Source organism: Bacillus cereus group sp. Bc010 (assembly GCF_027716745.1).
GTDB lineage: Bacteria > Bacillota > Bacilli > Bacillales > Bacillaceae_G > Bacillus_A > Bacillus_A pacificus.
This window is the reverse complement of the sequence record NZ_JAQFUY010000024.1, coordinates 36932-55042: the sequence shown is the minus strand read 5'-3', so window position 1 is coordinate 55042 and position 18111 is coordinate 36932. Positions and strand designations below refer to the sequence as shown.

The window sequence follows — 18111 nt, the reverse complement described above, 5'->3', positions numbered from 1 at the left end:
TTCGCCATCTATGTAAGGGGAGTCTCCCTTATTTGTTCATTACGATGAATGCAATAACTACACCGATGATTGGAAGTGCCTCAACTAAAGCAACCCCGATGAACATAATTGTTTGAAGTGCGCCTTTTAATTCTGGTTGACGAGCAACACCTTCGATTGTACGTGATACGATAAGACCGTTACCAATACCTGCACCTAATGCTGATAAACCAATTGCAATTGCAGCTGCGATTACACCTAAACTCATTTAATTTGTCCTCCTTTGTATTATAAAAAAATAAATTTTTTCTTACTTAAATTATATTAATGGTCATGACTTACTTTATGAGCCATATAAACCATCGTTAACATAACGAAAATAAATGCTTGGATTGATCCAACGAATACACTGAATCCCATCCATGCTAACATCGGTACAAGTGCACCTAATGCTCCAAGGAATGATGCTCCGCCCAACTTAGCAAGTAATCCTAATAAGATCTCACCTGCATAAATGTTACCAAATAAACGAAGACCTAACGTTAATGTGTTAGCAAACTCCTCAATAACCTTTAATGGGAATAAGAATTTCATAGGTTGGAAATAACCTTTTACGTATTCTTTCGTACCCTTCATCTTAATTCCATAATAATGGGTGAGGGTAACTACCATCACGGCTAATGTTAATGTAACTGCTGGATCAGACGTTGGTGATCTCCACCATGCAATATGTTCACCAGCTTCAGTTGCTGAATACATGAATGGTAAACCAAGGAAGTTCGATACGATGATAAACATGATAAGCGTAACGCCAAGCGTTAAGAAACGTCCACCTGTTTTCCAGTCCATCGTACTATTGATAATCCCTTTCACGAAGTCAAACACCCATTCCATGAAGTTTTGCATTCCTGTTGGGCGAAGGGCTAAGCTGCGAGTTCCGATAACAGCGATTAAGAAAACAATAACTGCTGCTACAGTAACCATCATAACTGATGACAAATCGAACGTTAAACCTAGAAATTCAACTAATTTACCGTGTTCCACTAGTAATTCACCTCTCTTCCCTGCTCTTATACTCTAAATAAAGAAAATCTATGATCATGACAAGGTATCCTGTCAGCAATCCTACACCTAAGCCCCACATCGCAATTAACTCTTGATATTTGGCTGCAAATAAAATTAATAACCCAATCGTGGCGAATCTTGAATATGTACTTACCGCTGTCGCCTTAAACTTCACGTTTTCTCCATTTGTCACGCGATCCAACAGCTTGTCTGTTCTACGTGCAATGATGCGCAAACTAAGAAAACTGAAAATCGTCCCGATAATCAGTCCAAGAAATACATCCTTGTAAGAGGTGAATCCCCATCCTAGCACTAGAAGCGCAAGCAAGTAGTACATATATTTCTTTTGTCTTTGGACAAGTCCATGTACGTCTATCATCATTGCTCTCCCGAATAGTAATGTCGAATGAGTCGAATCATTGCGTATACCCCTGTTCCTAATCCGAGTAATAACCCTATAATAAGAAACAATGGAAACGTTCCAACCTTATTATCAATCCACTGCCCACCAAAGATTCCAACAAGAATAGAACCGACTAACTGAGCAAGAATACCTGACATTAAAGCATAAGCTTTTATATGGCTGCGATCGTTTTTTTGCAAGGATTCATCCCTCCAATATGTAACCCTCATTCACGATGTGTTAATAATAACTCATTTTTTTGCATAAATCCTATACAAAATAAAAAGTTTACATTTTCGTCACGGAATAGATGTATTTTTGTCACTGAAAGCCCTACCATCTATCCCCGTTGTTAGCATACAATAGGGTATTAACAGTGTCAACGAGAAATCGTAAAAAATCAAAAAATTTGAGTATTAGTCATTTCCTCCCAAAAATGAAAACGTTCCCCTTCTAAATACTGGTTAGAGATATGCAATTTCTAACAGTTTTCTCTTTATAATAGAAGGAAATGTTCACAAGTTTGTCACTATTATATTTTTACGATATAACGCTTTCCTTCCATAATATAGTGCTCTTTAGACGTAAGACTTCTATATTATATGTGATGTGTATGCAACTTATGTTGTATATACTATGTATATTTATCCTCTCCCCTCCCCCTACTTGCTTACATCAAAAAAAGACGAGCTGAGGAATCCCCCTGCTCGTCAGTTGTCTTACTTCGTTCCGAATAAACGGTCACCAGCATCACCAAGACCTGGTACTACATATCCGTGGTCATTTAATTTCTCATCTAATGCTGCTACATAAATATCAACATCAGGATGTTCTTCTTGTACTACTTTTACTCCTTCTGGAGCTGCAACGATACACATTAATTTAATTTGTTTTGCGCCGCGCTTTTTCAGAGAGTTAATTGCTTCAGCTGCAGAACCACCTGTTGCTAGCATCGGATCTAGTACGATAAAGTCACGCTCTTCTACATCCGTTGGAAGTTTCACATAGTATTCTACCGGTTGCAATGTTTTAGGGTCGCGGTATAAGCCAACGTGTCCTACTTTTGCTGCTGGAATTAATTTCAGAATTCCATCAACCATTCCTAAACCTGCACGTAAAATCGGAATTAAACCAAGTTTTTTACCAGCGATCACTTTTGTTGTCGCTTTGCTTACAGGCGTCTCAATTTCAATGTCTTTAAGTGGAAGGTCGCGAGTAATTTCAAAAGCCATTAAGCTTGCTACTTCGTCCACTAATTCACGAAAATCTTTCGTACCTGTATTCTTGTCGCGAATATATGTAATCTTATGTTGAATTAACGGGTGATCAAATACATACAGTTTTCCCATGTGAATCTCTCCTTTAGATGATATTCATGCGTTTGCACGCTTTTTTACACTATTTACGATTGTAAAGAAAACGCTACTAATATTCAAGGGCAAATTTGGAAAAGTCATGATTTCCGATGAATCTATCTAGTATCTTTACCAATTATGGGAGCTGTATCCTTCATTATATCGCCAAAATTTATTCATCATTTGTATACATACTTAAAGAACAATATATGTCCACAAAAAAGACTGCTAAAACAATTACGTCTCAGCAGCCTTCTTCAATCTATTATAGATCTGTGTACATTGGGAATTTGCTCGTTAACGCTTCTACACGCTTACGCGCTTCTTCTAATGCAGCTTCATTTTCATGATTTTTTAATGTGTAAGCAATAAGTGACGCAATTTCATCCATTTCTTCTAAACCGAAACCACGAGATGTTACAGCTGCTGTACCGATACGTACACCACTTGTTACAAATGGGCTTGCTGTTTCAAATGGAATTGTATTTTTGTTCACTGTAATACCAACTTCGTCCAATACGTGCTCTGCTACTTTACCTGTGATTTCTAGGTTACGAACATCAATTAGGATTAAGTGATTGTCTGTTCCACCAGAAACAAGTGTAAGTCCTTCTTTTTGAAGACCTTCAGCTAAGCGGTTCGCATTGTTAATGATATTTTGTGCATATGTTTTGAAATCATCTTGAAGTGCCTCACCAAACGCAACAGCTTTTGCAGCGATTACGTGCATAAGTGGACCACCTTGAATACCAGGGAAGATTGATTTATCAATTTGTTTTGCAAATTGCTCTTCACATAAAATCATACCACCACGTGGACCACGTAATGTTTTATGTGTTGTTGTTGTAACGAAATGTGCATGTGGCACTGGATTTGGATGTAAACCAGCCGCTACTAAACCTGCGATATGTGCCATATCAACCATTAAGTATGCGCCCACTTCATCTGCAATCTCACGGAATCGTTTGAAATCGATAACACGAGGGTACGCACTTGCACCTGCAACGATTAATTTTGGTTTATGTTCTTTCGCTTTTGCTAATACATCATCGTAATTAATACGGTGAGATTCAGCATCCACGCCATATTCTACGAAATTATATTGTACTCCACTGAAGTTAACAGGGCTTCCGTGTGTTAAGTGACCACCATGAGATAAATTCATACCAAGTACTGTATCGCCTTGCTCTAAAATCGTGAAGTATACTGCCATGTTCGCTTGTGCACCAGAATGCGGTTGAACATTTACGTGCTCTGCGCCGAAAATTTCTTTTACGCGATCACGTGCGATATCTTCTACTACGTCTACATGTTCACAACCACCATAGTAACGTTTCCCAGGATATCCTTCAGCATACTTATTCGTTAAAACAGAACCTTGCGCCTCCATTACTGCTTCACTTACGAAGTTTTCCGAAGCAATTAACTCAATCTTCGAACGCTGTCTTCCTAGTTCTGCCTCAATTGCAGCAAATACCTTTTCATCTTGACGTTTTAAATGATCCACCAAAATCCCCCTTTTCTGAACGAATTACATCGATTCCCAACAGTTTTTTCTTATTTATTCAGAAAAAACGAAAATTCAGGTTGTAATTCTTTCGAACCTTCATGTTTTCAACTACATTCTAACATGACTTTCTATATCATAAAAGAAAAAAAAGACCGAAAATCGGTCTTTTCTTTCTTCTATAATAAAGTCAGACAACATACCTTATTCATAACTTTAACGGCAAGTGATAGTCTCTTCCTTCGCCGCATAAACAGCACGTGCTCCACCAATTAGCTTTCCACGTGTTGTTGCCATCGTTACATGTGCACTTCCAATTTCCTTCACACTAGTACGAACCGGAACAGCTACGTGCTTTAAATGCATACCGATAAATGTATCACCAATATCCATTCCCGCATCTGCTTTAATAAACTCAATTACTACCGGATCTTTCAAATTGTGATAAGCATATGTTGCTAATGCACCACCTGCTGATCTAACAGGCGTAACTGTTACAATTTCAAATTGATATTTCATCGCCAACTCTTTCTCAACTACTACAGCACGGTTTAAATGCTCACAACATTGAAACGCCAACTCAATACCTGTTTGTTCTTGAAATTGTTTTAACTCAGAAAAAATCGCCTCTGCTACTTCCATCGTTCCTGATGTCCCAATTCTTTCTCCTAGCACTTCGCTCGTACTACACCCCACTACAAAAATTTGACCACTTTGTAATGAAGCTTGTTCTTGGAAATCAGAAAGCGAAATTTGTAGCTGTTCTCTTACCTTTACGATTTCTGTCATTACGCCTCTTCCTTTCACAGGTTGGTTCACCAAATTATATTTCCTACTGCTTCTAGTTAGAATCTATTACTTTGCTTCGTATGTTTTAATTTTTCCTACGCGGTTTTCGTGACGGCCGCCTTCAAATTCAGTTGTTAACCAAATTTTTGCGATGTCACGTGCTAGACCAGCACCAATTACACGCTCGCCCATTGCTAACATGTTTGTATCGTTATGCTCTCTCGTTGCTCTCGCACTGAAAGTATCATGAACTAACGCACAACGAATACCATTTACTTTGTTTGCAGCAATTGACATACCGATGCCTGTCCCACAAACTAAAATACCACGATCTACTTCGCCATTTGCTACCATTTCCGCTGCTGGAAACGCAAAATCAGGGTAATCAACAGAACCAGCTTCACATTCACAACCTAAATCAATATATTCAATATTTAACTCTTCTAATAAACTTACAAGTTCTTTACGGATATTCATACCGCCGTGATCAGATGCTACTACTACTTTCATTTTTACCCCTCCAAAGTTTCAATCCATTATCTTCATTCTCACTTAATCCTTTAATGGGACGAAGTGATCTCCAATATCGTATTATACACGAAACATCAACCTTCTGAATGTTTTTTCAGTAAAGTTTGTACAAGTTTTTCCATCTCTTCTAATGTTTCTTTATAAATAGAGAGAGATCCGCCGAATGGATCTGAAATATCCTTACTCATCCCCTCAGTTAGTCCATATAATGTATCTACTTTCCCTTCAACACTCGGATAATGCCCAAGGATAATTTCCTTATGGTTTTCCGTCATTGTTACTATAATATCTGCCCAATCAATTAAGGCTTCGTTTACCTGCTGTGAAGCATGATCGATTGCAATTCCCTTTTCAGCTAAAGCTTCTTTTGCATGTACCGACGCATCACTTCCAGGATAGGCGAAAACACCAGCAGATTGCACTTCAAACTTACCTTCTCCATAATGGCGCAGTAACGCCTCAGCCATCGGACTACGGCATGTATTTCCAGTGCAAACAAATAATACTCGTTTCATCTAAACCCACCCCTTTTCTCTATTTCCTTCCTTTTATCATAGCGTACATTACAATAGAACAAAAGAAATGTGAATATACGAAAGGCGCATTTCTCTTATATTTTTTCTAAGAAAAATGCGCCTTATCCACATATATGTGAAACCCTATTTCCAAGTGCCCAAAGTATTTTACCATATATAAGGAACAGACTACAAAACAAAATAAGGAATCCATTTCATACGAAACGGATTCCTTTCATGTGATAATTATTTCATTGTAACTTTCATTACTTCTGTTGAACCTTTTGTAGCAGTTACACCTACAGTTGTCTTAATAGACTCAGCTGCATCTGTGTTTGTAATAACGATTGGAGTAATTGTGCTTTTCGCTTTTTCACGAATTAATTCTAAGTCGAATGAGATTAATTTATCTCCAGCTTTTACAGCTTGTCCTTCAGAAACGTGAGCTTCGAAACCTTCACCTTCCATTTTTACAGTTTCTAATCCAACGTGGATTAAAATTTCTGTACCGTTTTTCGCTTTAATTCCAATTGCATGTTTCGTGTGGAATAATTGTACGATTTCGCCATCAACTGGAGATACAACTACACCTTCAGTAGGATCGATTGCAACACCGTCACCCATCATACGACCAGCGAATACTGGATCTGGTACTTCTTCAATATTTTTCACTGCTCCAGTTAATGGAGCTACGATTGTTTCTTCATTTGTTTTTGAACCAAGACCGAATAATTTTTTAAACATAGGATAGTCCTCCTTATAATTTACCTAAAAGTTTATAGGGCAATCTCTATTAAAGATCAGAATAAACGTAAGACCTCATACTTCGAATATTATACTGTAAAAACGCTTTCGAAATAAATTACGTCATTACTACTAGACTCTTATTGTAGCGTCTCACAAAATTCCAGTCAATTCTGATTGTCTGAATAACAATAAGAAGTTAACTTCTACTTATATTTTCTCTTTTTTTACCCAACTTGTCTAGAGGTCTTTACTACATTTTATTTTTTGTTGTTAATTTGTAAAATTTTTTTCAAACTTTTTTCGAAATTCACTTGACTAAAGTAAGTAACTATTTTATTATTACTTACGTAAGATAAGTTAATAACTTTTAGGAGGTTTTCAAAAATGATGGATTTCGGTCTTCTTATTATTCGTCTTATTATAGGTATTACATTCATGGGTCATGGTGCTCAAAAATTATTTGGTTGGTTCGGCGGTTACGGTTTAAAAGGAACAGGTGGCTGGATGGAATCAATCGGTTTACGCCCTGGTGTATTTATGGCATTTATGGCTGGCGCAACTGAATTATTAGGTGGTTTCTTATTCGCATCAGGTATTTTCACTGCAATCGGTTCATTATTTATCGTTGGAACAATGTTAATGGCGATATTCACTGTTCATGGAAAAAACGGTTACTGGGTAACTCAAAATGGATATGAATATAACTTAATGTTAATCGCTGTTGCTATCGGTGTAGCTTTAATCGGTCCTGGCGCATACGTTTTACTATAATTTTTATCTTGAATTCGAGATTATTTAGGTGGAACTTACTTCATTGTGGTTGAAGTAAGTTCTTTTTATGTAATAAAAATATTATTTTCAGCAGGAGTTTTCCACTAACATCTTGTAAACAAACAATAAGTCGTCATATTTAGAAAGGGGATTTCAATCATGTTATCCATTAATCCAAATGAACAATCGGAAAAAGAGAATTACAAATTATTAACGGGAAGTATCATCCCACGCCCTGTCGCATTTGTTACTTCTGTAACAAAAGACGGCGTATTAAACGGCGCACCATATAGTTACTTCAACATCGTTGCTGCAAATCCACCACTTATTTCAGTTTCTGTACAACGAAAAGCTGGAGAAAGAAAGGACACTTCCCGAAACGCAATTGAAAAAGGGGAATTTGTCGTACATATCTCTGATGAATCATACGTAGCGGCAATTAACGAAACAGCAGCTAATCTCCCTCCAAATGAAAGTGAAATTGAACTAGCAAAATTAACACCAATTGAAAGTGATGTCATCTCCGTTCCAGGTGTAAAAGAAGCAAATATTCGAATGGAATGCGTACTAGAACGCGCAATCCCTCTCGGCGGAACAGAAGACTCACCGGCTTGCGATTTACTAATCGGACGCGTCGTTCGTTTCCACGTCGCAGACCACCTATACGAAAATGGACGCATTCATGCAGAAGGACTAAAACCAGTAAGCCGCCTAGCAGGACACAACTACGCAAAACTAGGAGAACAATTTGAATTAGTGAGGCCAGTTTAAAAGCGGAAGCGGCTCGCTCAGAATCGCAGGACATTGGAACTCTCGACCTTGAAGCGCTTTTTGCTTCGAGCGAGAGAGTGAAATGGCCGGAGATTCTAGCCGCTGGAGCTGGATAATAGCTAAAAGTGGAGGCGACTCGTTCAGCTCTGACCAGTTAAGGTTCTTAGATGCGAAGATCTGGCCACTGGAACTGGATAGGAAGCGTCCCCTCAGAATGGAAGTAACAATAATATAAAAAGGTGTACCAAATTAATTTGGTACACCCCTTTCATAGAAGAAGAAAAATAATTTTTCAGTATTGGTCATCGACCTCTTTTACCATTATTGGTCATCGGTAAAAAGTAACAGTGTGATCGGTTATTGGATGATTGGTTGTCCTTTGGCCATCACAAATCTCATTTTTACAAAAGTGGTCTTCTTCTATGCCTTGAAGCAGAGTCTCACCACTTCAAGGTTTAAAAGTATTTTTCACCATCAAAGTCTAGTTCAATGGCATAGTTTTTCGCATTAATTAAGTTAGATAACCTATTAGCTTGTCTCTCTAACTCTAAACCTTTTACACGATATACTTCTGGATCAAACATGGCTACTTTTACAAGCGATGATGTTTCACCGTAAGAATATACATGTTCTTCTTTCTTACTCACGCCAAACTCTTTACACTTTCGAGCTTTTGCACGTAACTGCGTTGCAAGTTCTATCGCTTCAACAATCGTTATATTCTCTCCGTTGAAATTCACTTCATTTCGGATATTTGCTTCATACATTAATTTATCTAAAAGACGAAAATCAGCGCGAACTTCATCTAGTTCCTGTTCAACTTGTACCAATGTACGCGTCTGTTTTGGAAGTGTATCACCTTTTTCAATTTCAACAAATCCAATTTGGTTCATCTCTTCTTCTAATTCATGTATTCTTTTCGATAATACACTTTTTAATTTTACAGCTTCTGCCAAAGAAATGTTAGACATAGTATCCCCCTTATATCTCTTCTTTCTGCTCCTCTAAAGTAGGTACTTTCTCTTTTTTCGGTTTCCCAAGCTTAATTACGAAGAAGTAAAGGGAAAGCAATGTAATAAGAAAAACAATTAAAAACGGGTATGGAGAATAAAAAGCACGCGCTGCCTCCGTTTTCCCCGCAACAAACTTCAATGACTCAATATCTAAAAACTCAGCAAACATTTGTACACCGAGCATACTAAACCAAAAAACAAAAAAACTAATAATAACACCAAAAACTTGCTTCAACCTCGTCATCCATCTCATCCTTTCTATATTGTAATTTTTTAGCGCAATCAGTATAGTACAAACAAAACTATGCACAGAAAGGAACTATCCTATCATTCGCGAATTAATTTAATCCAACCTAAAACTGAAATTTGTAAAATAATCCCCCAAATAATAAGCAGTCGTAACCATCTCGGAAAAAAAGTTACAAATCGAATATACCATTCCAATAACTTGTTCATAACGCCCTCCCCCTAAAATTATATAGGAAAAAGGAGATATAATCCAAATCCAACCAAAATGATACCACCTACTATCTCACCGTATGTACCGAGCATATCTTTCGCATGTCTCCCAATGAATAGACCACTCCACGCTAATAACATACTAACAAATCCAAAAAGTAATATCGTAATAATTGTCTGCGCCCCATAAATACCAAGACTAAGACCTACTGAAAAACTGTCTATACTAACCCCAAATGCAAATACGAATAAACTAATTCCAATAGGGGCCGTTCGAGTCTCTTCATTCTCCAAGATAGATGAATATACAATATAAAATCCTAATCCGATTAATAAAATAGCACCTGCAAAATGTGCAATGTCTCCATACTGTTCTGATAAAAAACGACCTAATACCATCCCTATAAATGGCATGATAATATGAAATATCCCTATCGTCACACCGATATACAGGATTTGTCTTATCTTTAAGGTCATCATTCCCATCCCAAGACTTACCGAGAACGCATCCATCCCTAAGGCGAATGCCATAATTATTAAAGGTATTAGCTGTTCAAACGTCATTCATGTCCCTCCTCGGACGTGCTACTTCAAAATATGCTTATCCGAGGAGAAATATTCTGTTTGCTAATCGTACCTTATCATTCGGTAATAATTTGATGTCCTGCCGCTTTTGTTAATCGATTCATAATAGCATTCCCTATTCCTTCATTCGGGAATGATTCACTAAAAATAACATCCACTTCACTTGCATCAAACGTTCTAAGTACATCATATAATTTAGTCGCAACGCTAGCTAAATCGCTTCGAACACCACAAGACAATACAACATCCGCGTTATATACGTGCTGATACTCTTCTGTCGTTAATACACCGACTTTGAATCCTTCTTCCTTCTTCTCATCCACAAGGCGTTGAATAAATTCACGTGAACCTTCAACAATACTTAGCGGCGCTTTCGGTGCATAATGTGTATATTTCATTCCAGGTGATTTCGGTTTTTCCTTCTCATCCTTTAAAGCCGGATCTAAAGAAACCGTGCCGATTACCGATTCTAATTGTTCTTTCGTAATCCCACCTGGGCGTAATATCGTTGGAACAGCGCTCGTACAATCAATTACAGTCGATTCAACACCTACTCCGGTTGCACCACCATCTACAATACCTGCGATTTTCTCATTTAAATCTTCATATACGTGAGATGCTAACGTCGGACTTGGACGACCTGAACGATTTGCACTAGGTGCTGCAACAGGTACATTTGCCTCTTCAATAAGAGCAAGAGCTACTGGATGATCAGGCATTCTTACTCCAACCGTATTAAGTCCTGCCGTTACCTTCTCTGAAATTCCTTCTTTTCTAGGTAAAATAATTGTTAAAGGGCCCGGCCAAAAATGCTCCATTAACTTTTCTGCAACTGGCGGAATTTCCTTCACAATCCCATCTAACTGCGATTTTGTACCGATGTGGACAATAAGTGGATTATCACTCGGTCTTCCTTTCGCCTCAAAAATTTTCGCAATCGCTTCATCATTCATCGCGTTTGCACCTAGTCCATATACCGTTTCTGTAGGGAAGGCAATCGCCTCATTTTCCCTTAATAATTTTGCTGCTTCTTGTAACTGTGGATAATATTTTTTTCTTTCCACAACATTATCCACAATCCACATATTTGTATGCATTTTTTCCCACGTCCTTTTCTACCCTGAAATACTTGTCTATTTTTAGTTTACTATGAGATTTATCCAAAAGACAAACAAGGTTTATCCACAAAATGTGGATAAACCTAATTAATCCGTGGATAACTTTGTGAATAGCTGACAATTTAGTATTATTGCATTTGGCTCTTTTATATTTTTACAAAAGTGTTCTAACTGTCGAATTCCCTCTGGTACGTTCTCTTTCTCTATCGTAACAAAGTCAAAAAACTGAAAGATCGTTATAGATTGTGGATGATTTGTTAGTAAGTACAATTGTCGAATATTTTTTTCTTTCATATACTGCAAAAACATTTCAAAAAAATATAAGAAAGTCTGTTTATCCACATTAGGTGTGAATAAACAAGAACGAATCAGTGCGTTTTCTTCACTTTGTTCATATCCAATGACTGCCCGTATTTCTTCCGCCTCTTCCAAAATCATAAACTGCGCGTACAACTCATTTATTTTATCATCTTTTTTATTAGCTTGTCCGAAAAAAGAATGCAATCTTTCCACATCTGCCTTCGTCGCAAAATATACCTTCTTCATAATAAATCCCTCCTCTTTTTTATATATGAGAAGGGATTTACAAATAGTACTATTTAGAGAATAAAGATGTAAAAGCTTCTACAATAAATAACTTAACTTCCGGCTTTTCTTCTTCCTCCTCTACTTTTACATACTCATTTCGCTTTTCTTGTTTTTGTTCCACAGGTTTCTCCACTTTTTCCACAGTTTTTGTTTCCTCTTTACTTACAGGTTGTTCTTCTACTTTCGTTTCATTTTTTACTACTTTCTTTTCAGAAGCTGTTACTTTTTTTGCGACTTCCTGCTTTACAACTTTCTTTTCCTTCACCTCATCTCCTTTTTTCTCTTCTGCATTTACTACTTCTTCATCATCTATTTGTTTCACTTGCTCCCCTTCAGGAGATTCAGCCTTCACAACATGTTCTTCTTTCCTTACAGCTGTACCACTTGAAAAATCTAAGAAACACATCGGCGGAAATAGTACACACCACCAGTTTGCCCCTTCACCTTCCCCAATTGTAATTAAAACTGCTTCATATTCCCCTGCCGGATAAATAAAATTCCCATATACCTTTGTAGGAAACTTTACATTTTTACTGAATTTCACTTGAAATGAATCTTTACTTCCTTCTTTTTTCAACGTATTTGCTACTGTTTTTTCGATTTCTGGAATATGACTTTGAATGACCTTGCGTGCCTCTTCAAATGAAGTTAAATCAGCTACCCATCCATCAATTTGTGCTTTTACTTCATCACGCACTTTACGCTTTAACGCCTGGTCTTTATCTGAATCACTATTTGCTAAAATCCGTAATCGAACGGCCTCTTTCGGAATAACTGAAGGCCCTTTCGCATCAGCTTTCATATATCCAAACTGCACAAGTAACTGTGCACCAATTAATAATAGAAGAAGATAAGCAATAACTTGTTTTTTCATTTCCTCCACCGTCCCTTCTACAAACAGTGTGGACAGACTTTCATCTTTCTAAACTATTAAATTCAAAATCTATATGAATTTTTCCACAAAAAAATAGAGTAAGGTGTAAACCTTACTCCATCTCCGCAAATACCATGCGATCTTTTCCATTAATATCAAAAACAACCTCAACATGAGCATGTGGAAATGCTTGTTGTAACAGCCCTTTCACGTCCTCACCTTGCCCTACTCCAATTTCAAATGCGACAATTGCTTTCTTCTGCAACACATTTGGCAACTCTTCCATAAAGCGGCGATAGAAATCTAGTCCGTCTTCACCACCAACAAGCGCTCTCTTTGGCTCATGCTCTTTCACCACGGGAGAAAGACCACGCCAATCTTCTTCCGGTATATATGGAGGATTTGAAACAACAACATCTAACTTTTGACCCGTTTCATAAAATGGTGATAATAAATCACCATGATAGAATGTTACTTCTGCGCCCAAAATTTTCGCATTTTCTTTTGCAACTTCAATCGACTCCTGCGCAATATCTACCGTATACACATGAAGATTTTTATTTTCCAAAGCAAGCGTAATCGAAATCGCTCCACTACCTGTACCGATATCTGCTACATGTAGTTTCTCATCACCAAAATGACGCTCGATTCTTTCTAACACTCCTACTATAAGCTCTTCTGTTTCTGGTCTTGGTATTAATACTTCTTCATTCACAAAAAACGATCTTCCATAAAACATTTCATGACCAATCATATATTGAATAGGAATACCTTCTACATGCTTGTGGATAAACTCTGTAAAACTTTTTTCTTGTTCCGCAGTTATTTCTTCACGCATGTTCATCAATATTCCTGTTCTATTCGTCTTTAATACATGACAAAGGACAATTTCTCCCGCATTTTCATCTCGTCCATTCTCCTGTAAAAAAGAAGAAGCCCATTTCAGGGCTTCATAGACACGCATTACTCAGCTGCCTCCATCCTTTGAGCCTGATCTTCCATTACTAAGGCATTGATGAAATCATCTAACTTACCTTGTAAGATTTGATCTAACTTTTGAATCGTTAAACCGATTCGATGGTCTGTAACACGGTTTTGCGGGAAGTTATACGTACGAATACGCTCTGAACGATCACCCGTACCAACAGCTTGTTTACGGTTTTGATCATACTCAGCTTGTGCTTCTTGTCTAAACTTATCATAAACACGTGCGCGTAATACTTTCATCGCTTTTTCTTTATTCTTAATTTGTGATTTCTCATCCTGACATGATACAACTACACCAGTCGGTAAATGCGTTAAACGTACCGCTGACATCGTTGTATTAACGCTCTGTCCACCAGGTCCACTAGAAGCGAATGTATCAACACGAACATCTTTCTCATGAATATCAATTTCTACTTCTTCTGCCTCTGGTAATACAGCTACAGTTGCTGTAGATGTATGGATACGTCCACCAGATTCCGTTTCAGGAACACGTTGTACACGGTGAGCGCCATTCTCGAATTTCAGCTTCGCGAAAGCACCTTTACCGTTAATCATAAAGATAATCTCTTTATATCCACCTAACTCTGTATAGCTAGCCTCGATAATCTCCGTTTTCCAACCTTGCACCTCAGCGTAACGGCTATACATACGGTATAAGTCACCAGCAAATAAAGCGGCCTCGTCGCCACCAGCAGCTCCACGAACCTCAACGATAACGTTCTTATCATCGTTAGGGTCTTTTGGTACAAGTAAAATTTTCAGACGCTCTGATAATGTTTTTTCTTGTGATTCTAACTCAGAAACCTCTTCTTTTACCATTTCACGCATTTCTGCGTCTAACTTATCTTCTAACATTGTTTTCGCATCTTTTAATTGCTCACGAACATCCTTATACTCACGATACACCTCTACCGTTTCCTGTATATCAGACTGTTCCTTTGAATATTCACGAAGCTTATTTGAATCACTAATAATTGCTGGGTCGCTTAGCAATTCATTTAACTTCTCATAACGATTTTCTACAGCTTGCAAACGATCTAACACATCATTCACCTCTACATCCTAGTATCTAATACAAATAGTATATGGTACTTACTCAAAAAAACGCAAATTATATTTAAAAGCGTAAGCGGCTTGCTCAGAATTGTAGGCCATTGGAACTCTCAACCTTGAAGCGCTTTTTGCTTCAAGCGAGAGAGTAAAATGGCTGGAGATTCTAGCCGCTGGAGCTAGATATCACAACTTAAAGCGCAAGTGGCTCACACCACTCACACTCTCTATTCTGAAAAAAACCCGCCTTGCGCAGCGAGTTTTACTTATCTTTGTTTGTAGGAACTGCATGACAATGACGACAGCGTGGTTCATACGATTCTGAAGCACCAACTAAAATAATCGGATCATCAAATGCCGCTGGTTCTCCATCAATTAATCGTTGTGTACGACTTGCCGGAGATCCACATGCAGAACATACTGCTTGTAGTTTTGTTACATGTTCAGCAATCGCCATCAGCTGAGGAACTTGTCCAAATGGTAGACCACGGAAATCTTGGTCTAAACCAGCTACAATGACACGATAGCCACGATTTGCCAATACTTGCACCACTTCCACAATGTCCCCATCAAAGAATTGCACCTCATCGATTGCAATTACATCCATTTCTTCAGTGATATGTTCAAATATATCTTTTGAAGCTGAAACAGGAACTGCTTTTACCTTTAATCCGTTATGTGATACAACGTCTTCTTCACTATAGCGATTATCAATACATGGTTTAAATACAATTGCATGTTGTTTCGCAAATTGCGTACGACGCACACGGCGGATAAGCTCTTCTGATTTACCAGAAAACATACTACCGCAAATCACTTCAATCCAACCGTTCTGATTTATTAAGTACATGAAGCTCTCCTTTCATCTACTTTTTAATTAAAAGTAGGGTAAAGGTATAATATTTTCGCAAAAAAAACAGACAAGCGAATAGATACACTTGCCTGTTTTATGTTTTTATTACTTAAGACCGTATTTCTTATTGAAGCGGTCAACGCGTCCGTCTGCAGTAGCAAACTTCTGACGTCCAGTGTAGAATGGGTGAGAATCAGAACTGATCTCAACTTTTAGTAATGGATAAGTGTTACCATCTTCCCACTCAACAGTTTCGTTAGATCCTCTAGTAGATCCGCTTAAGAATTTGAAGCCTGTGTTTGTGTCCATGAATACAACTTTCTTGTAATCTGGGTGAATTCCTGCTTTCATTCTTTTCATCTCCTTCCGCCCTGAATCATTTTCGAAACAGAGTTTTTCATCTTCAGCTGCATACACAACTATATTGATGAAACACATATGATGAAATTATAACAAGGCTAACTTCATTTTGCAACTACCTGTTTTTGTCTTTTTAATTTTAAAAGTAGAAGCGGCTCGCTCAGAATCGAAGGCTATTTAGAACTCTCGACCTTGAAGCGCTTTTTGCTTCGAGCGAGAGAGTGAAATGACCGGAGATTCTAGCCGCTGGAGCTGGGTATTATCTTAAAGTGGAGGCAACTCATCCAACTAGAACTAACTAATGCCCTTCCACTCATCTCTCTTTAAGATCACCTAAAAAACATAAAAAACTCGCTTACCATAAAATAAGCGAGTCCCAATCTTTTCCCTTTACTTCGTTGTTACATATCTTTTCGAATCTGCAACAATGTTTTGTAAAAATTCTTCATTTGTCTTTGTTTGACGAAGTTTACGTAAGAAACCTTCAACAAAGTCTGGTGTATCACGCATTGTTTTACGAATACCCCATAGCTTGTCTAAATGTTCTTTCGGAATTAATAGATCCTCTTTACGTGTACCAGAACGGCGAATATCAATTGCCGGGAAGATACGACGCTCAGCTAATGAACGATCTAAGTGAAGTTCCATATTTCCAGTTCCTTTAAATTCTTCGTAAATTACATCGTCCATACGAGATCCTGTATCAACAAGCGCTGTTGCTAAAATTGTTAAGCTACCGCCTTCTTCAATATTACGTGCAGCTCCAAAGAAACGCTTCGGTCTATGGAAGGCAGCTGGGTCGATACCACCCGATAATGTTCTACCACTTGGCGGAATAACAAGGTTGTAAGCTCGCGCTAAACGGGTAATACTATCCATTAAAATGATAACATCTTTTTTGTGCTCTACAAGACGCATTGCACGTTCTAACACAAGTTCCGCTACTTTAATATGATTTTCTGGTACTTCATCAAAAGTAGAGCTTACAACATCTCCTTTAACAGAACGTTCAATATCTGTTACTTCCTCTGGACGCTCATCAATTAGAAGGACAATTAATTCAGCTTCCGGATGATTTGTTGTAACACTGTGTGCGATTTCTTTTAATAGACTAGTTTTACCAGCCTTTGGAGGCGCGACAATTAAACCACGTTGTCCAAATCCAACTGGTGCAATTAAATCCATGATGCGTGTCGGTAACTTTTTCGGTTCCGTTTCCAATTTCATTTGGCGATCTGGGTATAATGGTGTTAATGCAGGGAAATGCACACGCTCTTTTGCTGACTCTGGATCATCTCCGTTTACAGCTTCAACTTGTAATAATCCAAAGTAGCGTTCATTTTCTTTCGGAGGTCGTACTTTACCAGAAACCTTATCTCCATTACGTAAATCGAAACGACGAATTTGCGAAGCTGAGATATAAATATCTTCTGAGCTTGGAGAGTAGTTGATAGGACGTAAGAATCCAAATCCTTCTGATTGAATAATTTCTAATACGCCTTCCATGAAGAAGAAACCTTCTTTTTCTGCTCGAGCTTTTAAAATGGCGAAGATTAACTCTTTTTTCGTTAATTTGCTATAATACGAAATTTTAAATTCTTTCGCAAGCTCGTATAACTCTTTTAATTTCATGTTTTCTAATGCTGCAATTGACAAATTCATTCAGACACCACACTTTAACGTTATTCTCTTTTCACATGGGTAAAGGGAAAAAATACGGAAGGCAAATAATTAATAATGAAAGGCAATAAGTTCAAGTAGGGTAATATTCACTATTGTAACCCTTTTATC

Annotated in this window: 25 protein-coding genes; 2 read left to right on the top strand and 23 right to left on the bottom strand. The window is 37.8% G+C overall.

The features are described from left to right. Positions 1-28 precede the first annotated feature (28 nt). The 11 genes from atpE to PDQ68_RS21200 all read right to left on the bottom strand — a co-directional run bounded on the left by atpE (position 29) and on the right by PDQ68_RS21200 (position 6888). On the bottom strand, positions 29-247 hold the full coding sequence (gene atpE, locus PDQ68_RS21250) for a F0F1 ATP synthase subunit C (protein WP_000052064.1): 219 nt from the start codon (positions 245-247) through the stop codon (positions 29-31). 56 nt (positions 248-303) lie between these two features. Then, a complete protein-coding gene (atpB, locus tag PDQ68_RS21245) occupies positions 304-1023 on the bottom strand; it encodes a F0F1 ATP synthase subunit A (protein WP_000399870.1) in 720 nt (239 codons plus the stop codon). 7 nt (positions 1024-1030) lie between these two features. Then, complete coding sequence (locus PDQ68_RS21240; protein WP_000567600.1) at positions 1031-1423, bottom strand: ATP synthase subunit I; 393 nt, start codon at positions 1421-1423, stop codon at positions 1031-1033. Further along, positions 1423-1647, bottom strand: coding sequence for an AtpZ/AtpI family protein (locus PDQ68_RS21235; protein ID WP_001171223.1), 225 nt, complete (start codon positions 1645-1647; stop codon positions 1423-1425). The genes PDQ68_RS21240 and PDQ68_RS21235 overlap by 1 nt, the downstream gene beginning before the upstream one ends. A gap of 26 nt (positions 1648-1673) precedes the next feature. Further along, positions 1674-1787: a DUF4024 domain-containing protein gene (locus tag PDQ68_RS21230; RefSeq protein WP_000232961.1), complete on the bottom strand. Its 114-nt coding sequence runs from the start codon at positions 1785-1787 to the stop codon at positions 1674-1676. Positions 1788-2166: 379 nt separating this feature from the next. Next, on the bottom strand, positions 2167-2796 hold the full coding sequence (gene upp, locus PDQ68_RS21225) for a uracil phosphoribosyltransferase (protein WP_000517539.1): 630 nt from the start codon (positions 2794-2796) through the stop codon (positions 2167-2169). A gap of 271 nt (positions 2797-3067) precedes the next feature. Continuing rightward, a complete protein-coding gene (gene glyA / locus PDQ68_RS21220; protein ID WP_000349818.1) occupies positions 3068-4309 on the bottom strand; it encodes a serine hydroxymethyltransferase in 1242 nt (413 codons plus the stop codon). Positions 4310-4525: 216 nt separating this feature from the next. Further along, positions 4526-5098: a TIGR01440 family protein gene (locus PDQ68_RS21215; RefSeq protein ID WP_029141237.1), complete on the bottom strand. Its 573-nt coding sequence runs from the start codon at positions 5096-5098 to the stop codon at positions 4526-4528. A 66-nt stretch (positions 5099-5164) separates the two neighbouring features. Next, positions 5165-5608, bottom strand: a complete 444-nt coding sequence (gene rpiB / locus PDQ68_RS21210; RefSeq protein ID WP_000869919.1) for a ribose 5-phosphate isomerase B — start codon at positions 5606-5608, stop codon at positions 5165-5167. Positions 5609-5703: 95 nt separating this feature from the next. Next, positions 5704-6144 carry a low molecular weight protein arginine phosphatase gene (locus PDQ68_RS21205; RefSeq protein ID WP_000832382.1) on the bottom strand — a complete coding sequence of 147 codons (441 nt, stop codon included), beginning with the start codon at positions 6142-6144 and terminating at the stop codon, positions 5704-5706. A gap of 246 nt (positions 6145-6390) precedes the next feature. Next, positions 6391-6888, bottom strand: coding sequence for a PTS sugar transporter subunit IIA (locus tag PDQ68_RS21200; protein WP_000473666.1), 498 nt, complete (start codon positions 6886-6888; stop codon positions 6391-6393). Between the two features lie 387 nt (positions 6889-7275). Here PDQ68_RS21200 and PDQ68_RS21195 point away from each other — a divergent pair, with 387 nt between their 5' ends. Together PDQ68_RS21195 and PDQ68_RS21190 are read left to right on the top strand one after the other, a co-directional pair. Beyond that, the gene (locus tag PDQ68_RS21195) at positions 7276-7662 is read left to right on the top strand and encodes a DoxX family protein (RefSeq protein ID WP_000968618.1); all 387 of its coding nucleotides are present in this window, start codon (positions 7276-7278) and stop codon (positions 7660-7662) included. A gap of 159 nt (positions 7663-7821) precedes the next feature. After that, a complete protein-coding gene (locus PDQ68_RS21190; protein ID WP_014893403.1) occupies positions 7822-8433 on the top strand; it encodes a flavin reductase family protein in 612 nt (203 codons plus the stop codon). Positions 8434-8888: 455 nt separating this feature from the next. Here PDQ68_RS21190 and PDQ68_RS21185 read toward each other — a convergent pair whose 3' ends face one another. From PDQ68_RS21185 to rho, 12 genes are all read right to left on the bottom strand, one after another. Beyond that, complete coding sequence (locus PDQ68_RS21185) at positions 8889-9404, bottom strand: hypothetical protein (RefSeq protein ID WP_000065590.1); 516 nt, start codon at positions 9402-9404, stop codon at positions 8889-8891. A gap of 10 nt (positions 9405-9414) precedes the next feature. After that, positions 9415-9690 (bottom strand): DUF3935 domain-containing protein, encoded by a 276-nt coding sequence (locus PDQ68_RS21180; protein ID WP_000197488.1) that lies wholly within the window; start codon positions 9688-9690, stop codon positions 9415-9417. 83 nt (positions 9691-9773) lie between these two features. Next, entirely contained in the window at positions 9774-9902 is a 129-nt protein-coding gene (locus PDQ68_RS21175) for a hypothetical protein (RefSeq protein WP_001037627.1), read from the bottom strand. A gap of 18 nt (positions 9903-9920) precedes the next feature. Continuing rightward, positions 9921-10469 (bottom strand): manganese efflux pump MntP, encoded by a 549-nt coding sequence (locus PDQ68_RS21170; protein ID WP_061184183.1) that lies wholly within the window; start codon positions 10467-10469, stop codon positions 9921-9923. A 77-nt stretch (positions 10470-10546) separates the two neighbouring features. After that, positions 10547-11587, bottom strand: a complete 1041-nt coding sequence (locus PDQ68_RS21165) for an L-threonylcarbamoyladenylate synthase (RefSeq protein ID WP_061184182.1) — start codon at positions 11585-11587, stop codon at positions 10547-10549. Between the two features lie 108 nt (positions 11588-11695). Then, positions 11696-12154: a GNAT family N-acetyltransferase gene (locus PDQ68_RS21160; RefSeq protein ID WP_000758435.1), complete on the bottom strand. Its 459-nt coding sequence runs from the start codon at positions 12152-12154 to the stop codon at positions 11696-11698. 49 nt (positions 12155-12203) lie between these two features. Next, positions 12204-13070 carry a stage II sporulation protein R gene (spoIIR, locus tag PDQ68_RS21155; RefSeq protein ID WP_061184258.1) on the bottom strand — a complete coding sequence of 289 codons (867 nt, stop codon included), beginning with the start codon at positions 13068-13070 and terminating at the stop codon, positions 12204-12206. 112 nt (positions 13071-13182) lie between these two features. Next, positions 13183-14034: a peptide chain release factor N(5)-glutamine methyltransferase gene (gene prmC / locus PDQ68_RS21150; RefSeq protein ID WP_061184181.1), complete on the bottom strand. Its 852-nt coding sequence runs from the start codon at positions 14032-14034 to the stop codon at positions 13183-13185. Beyond that, a complete protein-coding gene (gene prfA / locus PDQ68_RS21145) occupies positions 14034-15101 on the bottom strand; it encodes a peptide chain release factor 1 (RefSeq protein ID WP_061184257.1) in 1068 nt (355 codons plus the stop codon). The genes prmC and prfA overlap by 1 nt, the downstream gene beginning before the upstream one ends. Positions 15102-15369: 268 nt before the next feature. Then, positions 15370-15957 (bottom strand): thymidine kinase, encoded by a 588-nt coding sequence (locus tag PDQ68_RS21140; protein WP_000280862.1) that lies wholly within the window; start codon positions 15955-15957, stop codon positions 15370-15372. Between the two features lie 108 nt (positions 15958-16065). Next, complete coding sequence (locus PDQ68_RS21135; RefSeq protein ID WP_000643437.1) at positions 16066-16311, bottom strand: type B 50S ribosomal protein L31; 246 nt, start codon at positions 16309-16311, stop codon at positions 16066-16068. 399 nt (positions 16312-16710) lie between these two features. Continuing rightward, positions 16711-17982: a transcription termination factor Rho gene (gene rho, locus PDQ68_RS21130; protein WP_001053898.1), complete on the bottom strand. Its 1272-nt coding sequence runs from the start codon at positions 17980-17982 to the stop codon at positions 16711-16713. Between the last annotated feature and the right edge of the window lie 129 nt (positions 17983-18111).

Bases quoted from the DNA above. Each gene is read 5' to 3' on its own strand.
- atpE (WP_000052064.1), bottom strand. From the start codon at position 247: ATGAGTTTAGGTGTAATCGCAGCTGCAATTGCAATTGGTTTATCAGCA.
- PDQ68_RS21240 (WP_000567600.1), bottom strand. From the start codon at position 1,423: ATGATAGACGTACATGGACTTGTCCAAAGACAAAAGAAATATATGTAC.
- PDQ68_RS21230 (WP_000232961.1), bottom strand. From the start codon at position 1,787: ATGGTAGGGCTTTCAGTGACAAAAATACATCTATTCCGTGACGAAAAT.
- upp (WP_000517539.1), bottom strand. From the start codon at position 2,796: ATGGGAAAACTGTATGTATTTGATCACCCGTTAATTCAACATAAGATT.
- PDQ68_RS21215 (WP_029141237.1), bottom strand. From the start codon at position 5,098: ATGACAGAAATCGTAAAGGTAAGAGAACAGCTACAAATTTCGCTTTCT.
- rpiB (WP_000869919.1), bottom strand. From the start codon at position 5,608: ATGAAAGTAGTAGTAGCATCTGATCACGGCGGTATGAATATCCGTAAA.
- PDQ68_RS21205 (WP_000832382.1), bottom strand. From the start codon at position 6,144: ATGAAACGAGTATTATTTGTTTGCACTGGAAATACATGCCGTAGTCCG.
- PDQ68_RS21200 (WP_000473666.1), bottom strand. From the start codon at position 6,888: ATGTTTAAAAAATTATTCGGTCTTGGTTCAAAAACAAATGAAGAAACA.
- PDQ68_RS21195 (WP_000968618.1), top strand. From the start codon at position 7,276: ATGATGGATTTCGGTCTTCTTATTATTCGTCTTATTATAGGTATTACA.
- PDQ68_RS21190 (WP_014893403.1), top strand. From the start codon at position 7,822: ATGTTATCCATTAATCCAAATGAACAATCGGAAAAAGAGAATTACAAA.
- PDQ68_RS21185 (WP_000065590.1), bottom strand. From the start codon at position 9,404: ATGTCTAACATTTCTTTGGCAGAAGCTGTAAAATTAAAAAGTGTATTA.
- PDQ68_RS21180 (WP_000197488.1), bottom strand. From the start codon at position 9,690: ATGACGAGGTTGAAGCAAGTTTTTGGTGTTATTATTAGTTTTTTTGTT.
- PDQ68_RS21175 (WP_001037627.1), bottom strand. From the start codon at position 9,902: ATGAACAAGTTATTGGAATGGTATATTCGATTTGTAACTTTTTTTCCG.
- PDQ68_RS21170 (WP_061184183.1), bottom strand. From the start codon at position 10,469: ATGACGTTTGAACAGCTAATACCTTTAATAATTATGGCATTCGCCTTA.
- PDQ68_RS21165 (WP_061184182.1), bottom strand. From the start codon at position 11,587: ATGCATACAAATATGTGGATTGTGGATAATGTTGTGGAAAGAAAAAAA.
- PDQ68_RS21160 (WP_000758435.1), bottom strand. From the start codon at position 12,154: ATGAAGAAGGTATATTTTGCGACGAAGGCAGATGTGGAAAGATTGCAT.
- spoIIR (WP_061184258.1), bottom strand. From the start codon at position 13,070: ATGAAAAAACAAGTTATTGCTTATCTTCTTCTATTATTAATTGGTGCA.
- prmC (WP_061184181.1), bottom strand. From the start codon at position 14,034: ATGCGTGTCTATGAAGCCCTGAAATGGGCTTCTTCTTTTTTACAGGAG.
- PDQ68_RS21140 (WP_000280862.1), bottom strand. From the start codon at position 15,957: ATGTACTTAATAAATCAGAACGGTTGGATTGAAGTGATTTGCGGTAGT.
- PDQ68_RS21135 (WP_000643437.1), bottom strand. From the start codon at position 16,311: ATGAAAGCAGGAATTCACCCAGATTACAAGAAAGTTGTATTCATGGAC.
- rho (WP_001053898.1), bottom strand. From the start codon at position 17,982: ATGAATTTGTCAATTGCAGCATTAGAAAACATGAAATTAAAAGAGTTA.